Consider the following 4546-nt stretch of genomic DNA (forward strand, 5'->3'; position numbering starts at 1 on the left):
CCCCGGCCGGCCCCGTCCGCCGCCCCGGCCCGGCCGCCGGCCGCCGGCCACGCGCTGCGGCTCGACCTGCTGCTGCTGACCGTCGCCATCACCGGCATCTCCCTCTCCGGCCCGCTGGTCACCGCCATCGCCGCCCCCGCCCTGGCGGTCGCCTTCTGGCGCAACGCCATGGCCGTCGCCGGGCTGGCCCCCGTGGTGCTGTCCCGGCCCCGGCTGCGCCGCGAGCTGCGCCGGATGGGCCGCCGGGAGCTGCTGCTCTCGCTGGCCTCCGGGGCCGTGCTCGCCGCCCACTTCGCCTGCTGGATTCCCAGCCTGCGGCTGACCTCGGTGGCCTCCTCGGTCGCCCTGGTCACCACCACCCCGATCTGGGTGACCCTGATCCTGCGGCTGCGCGGCCACCGGCCGCCGGCCCGGGTGTGGCTGGGCACCGCCGTGGCCTTCGGAGGGATGCTGCTGCTCACCGGCGTGGACTTCTCGCTCTCCGCCCGCGCCCTGGCCGGGGACGCCCTGGCCCTGGCCGGCGGGCTGCTGGCGGCCGTCTACGTGCTGATCGGCGCGGAGGCCCGGCGCACCCTGTCCACCACCGGCTACACCTTCGTCTGCTACTCCGCCACCGGGGTGCTGCTGCTCGCGCTGTGCCTGGCCACCGGCAGCGCGCTCGGCGGCTACTCCGGTGCGACATGGCTGAAGCTGCTGCTGCTCAGCGTCACCGCGCAGCTGCTGGGGCATTCGCTGCTCAACCGGGTGGTGCGCGGCCTCGGGCCGTCGGTGACCTCGACCGCGATCCTGCTGGAGACCCCCGGTGCGGCGCTGATCGCCTGGGCGTGGCTGGGCCAGACCCCGCCGGCCCCGGCCTGGCCGGCGCTGGCCGTGATCATGCTGGGGCTGCTGCTGGTCATCCGGGGCGAACGCGCCCCCGAGCCCGCGCCGCCCCCGGTGGCGGGCAGCGCCTAGGCTCTACGGCGTGGACCACCTGGAGAACTCCGACAGCGGCGACGAGCGCGCCACCGTCCTCACCGCCGTGGAGGCCGCCCTCACCGCGGCCCTGGGCCCGGCCGACGCCCGCGCGTCCGTCACCTTCCTGGGCACCGAACGCATCGAGGTGCTCCGCTTCCTCGGCGGGTCAGGCGCGGAGGGGCCCGGGACGGGCGGCCCGGCGCTGCGCTACGCCACCCTGGGCATGTCCGCCGAGCCGATGGCCGACCCCACGGCGGTCCTGGCCGAGCAGGTGCGCGGGCCGCGCGCCGAGCTGCTGCTCTCGCTGCGCCCCGGCAGCCGGCCGCCGCTGCCGCCGCTGGACCGGGTGCTGCGCCCGCTGGCCGCGCTGGCCGCCGCCCCGCGCGTGGAGGGGCTGGTGATCACCCCGGGCGCCTCGCTGGACCTGGGCGAGCCGCTGTGGCCGGGGGCGCCCTTCACCTCGGTGCTCGTCGGTGAACCGGGCGGGCTGGTGCCGGACCTGGAGCTGCCCGCTCCCCGGGAGCCGGTGCGCTTCCTGCCGCTGCTGCCGATGACCCCGGACGAGGCGGCGTGGAAACGCGCCCACGGGGCGGCTGCCCTGCAGGAACGCTGGCTGCGGCACGGCACCGATCTGCGCGATCCGCAGCGCAGGGGTGTTCGGCTGGACGAGTGAGTGTCCTTGACGCACGGCCGGTCCCGGAGGACCGTAGGACAACATGAGGGGCGAACCCAGTTGCCCGAAGTGCGGTGGACGGGTACGGGCGCCCGGACTGTTTTCGGACACATGGCAGTGCTCGGTGCACGGGGCCGTGCAGCCGCTGCAACCGGTGCTTCCGCCGAGTGTGGACGGCCTCGCCGTGGTCGTGCGCCGCACCCAGGTGCCGGTCTGGATGCCCTGGCCGCTCCCCGTCGGCTGGCTCTACACGGGCGTGGCCGCGGCCGGTGACGACCGCAGCGGCGGACGCGCGGTCGTCGTCGCCTGCTCCGGCCCCTCGCCGCTGGGCGGCCCCGGCGAGCTGCTGCTGATCTCCGAGGAGCTCGGGGTGGGGCTCGGCGCCCGCTATGCCGGCATCGAGGGACCGGACCCGGTGCCGTACATGAGCGTGGACCAGCCCCCGGCCACCAAGGTGCTGGCGGGCGGGCGCCCCACACCGCTGTGGCATGTCACGGGCACCCCCGACGACCGGGCGGTGTTCGCCGGCGAGGCGCGCGGCATGTGGCTGTGGGCGGTGGTGTGGCCGGAGCGCTCCGGACTCCTCATGTACGACGAGCTGGTGCTCACCGATCTGCGCGAGGCGGGCCACGAGATAGAGCTCATCCCCTGCGGCGCCCTCTCCCCCAAGATCGTCTCCTGACCCCCGGCCCTGTTCCGACCGCACCCCACCGCCGTACCCGCCGCCGGCCGGGGCCGCGGACCACGGGGCCCGGCGGGGACGGCGGCACGGCAGGAGCCGGCGGCGGGCGGCTATCCTGCCCTCCGGCGGGCCGGCCGGCCCGCCGGCACCACGCCCCGTTCCGCCGCCCACCGCCCCGGAGCCGCCCGTGCGCATCGACCTGCACACCCACTCCACGGCCTCGGACGGCACGGACTCCCCCGCCGGCCTGGTGCGCCGGGCCGCCGAGGCCGGGCTCGACGTGGTGGCACTGACCGACCACGACACCGTGGCCGGGCACGCCGAGGCGGCCCGCGCGCTTCCCCCCGGGCTCACCCTCGTCCCCGGCTGCGAGCTGTCCTGCCGCTACGGCGACATCTCGCTGCACATGCTGGCCTACCTCTTCGATCCGCAGGAACCGGCCCTGGCCCGCGAGCGGGAGCTGCTGCGCGACGACCGGGTCCCCCGGGCCCGGGCCATGGTGTCCCGGCTGCGGGAGCTGGGGGTGCCGATCCGCTGGGAACGGGTGCGCGAGCTGGCCGGCCCGGACGCCGCCATCGGCCGCCCGCACATCGCCACCGCCATGGTCGAGGCCGGGGTGATCGCCAGCGTCTCGGACGCCTTCACCGAGGAGTGGATCGGTGACGGCGGGCGGGCGCACGCGTCCAAGCACGAGCTGGACGCCTTCGAGGCCGTCCGGCTGGTGCACGGGGCCGGCGGTGTCGCGGTCTTCGCCCACCCGCTGGCCGCGAGCCGTGGCCGGACCGTTCCGCAGACGGCCATCGTGGAGCTCGCCGAGGCGGGGCTGGACGGCATCGAGGTCGACCACACGGACCACGACGAGCCCACCCGGGCGCTGCTGCGCGGGCTGGCCGGCGAGCTGGGGCTGCTGGTCACCGGCTCCAGCGACTACCACGGGAGCCGCAAGAGCGTGCCCCTGGGCCGGTACACCACGGACCCGGACGCCTACGCCGGGCTGCTGGACCGCGCCGCCGGCACCCCGCTCACCGCCGCCTGAGCCGCCCGGCCCGTCCGGTACGCGGTTCACTCCGCAGCGGGCACCACGCGCTGCGGGCCATGCGGATCATGCGAGTCCTGCGGATCGTGCGGGCTGCGGAGACCGCCGAGAACACCGCCACGGGCGGTCCCGGACGCCTCCCGCGCGGCGATCTCCGCCGCGACCTCGGCCACGTCGATCACCTCGGCCTCGTCCACCGCGGCCACCGCCCCGGGCGGTGCCGCCGCACGGCGGTCGCGCGGGCGGACGGCGGACCAGAAGTCCGCCAGGGCGTGCGCGGTGGCCTCCGGCCGCTCGACATTGGGCGAGTGATCGGCACCGGGAATGACCGTGCGGTGGGCCTTCAGCCGCAGCGCCATCTCGTGCAGCAGCGGCACCGGCCAGGCACCGTCCCGCTCGCCGGACAGCACGTGCACCGGCACGCCGGTGGCCGCCAGCCAGCCGATCCGGTCCGGCTCGTAGCGCAGCTGCCAGCCGGTCTGCCGCACCTGGGCCGGGTGGCTGGACAGCCAGCGGCGCAGCATGAACTCGGCGATCTCGCCGGCCTCGCGGACGGGGTGCCAGGCCCGCCACATGGCACGCGGCCCGACCACCGGCAGCCCGCCGCACAGCGCCCGCACCCGCCAGCGCTGCCAGCGGGTGATCCGGCCGGGGCCGGAGCTCATCAGGGTGAGCGAGGCGAAGGGCGCGGGGTTCCTGATCACCGCGCCGCGGGTGATCAGCCCGCCGAGGGAGTGCCCCACCAGGTGAAGCGGGCCGTCCTCGGCCAGCGCCCCGGCCTGGGCCAGCACGTCGTCGGCCAGCGCGCCGAGCCGGTAGGCGTGGCGGGAGTGCGGGCCGGGGGTCTCGTGCTGGCCGCGGCCGTCCACGGCGACCACCCGGTATCCGGCCTCGGAGAGCGGCCCGAGCAGGGCGATGAAGTCCTCCTTGGAACCGGCGTAACCGGGCACCAGCAGGGCCGTGCCGCGCCGCTCCCCCCGGGAGGCGGCGTCCAGCACGGCGAACTCGCCGCGGGCGGTGGGCATTCTGCGGGCCAGCACCCCGCCCGGCGGTTCGAGGAACGGCGGTCTGCTCACGATCCGACTGTAACCGCCGCCCGGGCCCGGTCCCACCCCCGGCCGGCGGCCGGGGCGGCCGGGGCGGGCGGGGACCGCGGGCGGCAGCGCCGCACGGCGGCGGTGCCGGGGGGCGGAGCCAC

At 77.1% G+C, this 4546-nt stretch carries 4 protein-coding genes and 1 pseudogene; 4 read left to right on the forward strand and 1 reads right to left on the reverse strand.

Annotated elements, in window-relative coordinates:
- The 4 genes from GQS09_RS27020 to GQS09_RS27035 all read left to right on the forward strand — a co-directional run.
- The coding region (locus tag GQS09_RS27020; RefSeq protein WP_243761840.1) for a DMT family transporter at positions 1 to 954 on the forward strand (954 nt) is incomplete at its 5' end.
- A gap of 19 nt (positions 955 to 973) precedes the next feature.
- Positions 974 to 1630 carry a suppressor of fused domain protein gene (locus tag GQS09_RS27025; protein ID WP_165990159.1) on the forward strand — a complete coding sequence of 219 codons (657 nt, stop codon included), beginning with the start codon at positions 974 to 976 and terminating at the stop codon, positions 1628 to 1630.
- A 43-nt stretch (positions 1631 to 1673) separates the two neighbouring features.
- Positions 1674 to 2312 (forward strand): DUF6758 family protein, encoded by a 639-nt coding sequence (locus tag GQS09_RS27030; RefSeq protein ID WP_165990155.1) that lies wholly within the window; start codon positions 1674 to 1676, stop codon positions 2310 to 2312.
- Positions 2313 to 2499: 187 nt separating this feature from the next.
- Positions 2500 to 3348 (forward strand): PHP domain-containing protein, encoded by an 849-nt coding sequence (locus GQS09_RS27035; protein WP_165990156.1) that lies wholly within the window; start codon positions 2500 to 2502, stop codon positions 3346 to 3348.
- 245 nt (positions 3349 to 3593) lie between these two features.
- On the opposite strand, the pseudogene GQS09_RS27040 reads toward GQS09_RS27035, so the two are convergent.
- Positions 3594 to 4424, reverse strand: a pseudogene (locus GQS09_RS27040) (alpha/beta fold hydrolase); the annotation flags it as partial.
- Positions 4425 to 4546: the final 122 nt, after the last annotated feature.

The sequence above is a fragment of the Streptomyces sp. YIM 98790 genome (genome assembly GCF_011421595.1).
In the GTDB taxonomy this organism is placed as follows: Bacteria; Actinomycetota; Actinomycetes; order Streptomycetales; family Streptomycetaceae; genus Streptomyces.

Coding starts and splice junctions, on each gene's coding strand:
- GQS09_RS27030 (WP_165990155.1), top strand. CDS start 1,674: ATGAGGGGCGAACCCAGTTGCCCGAAGTGCGGTGGACGGGTACGGGCG.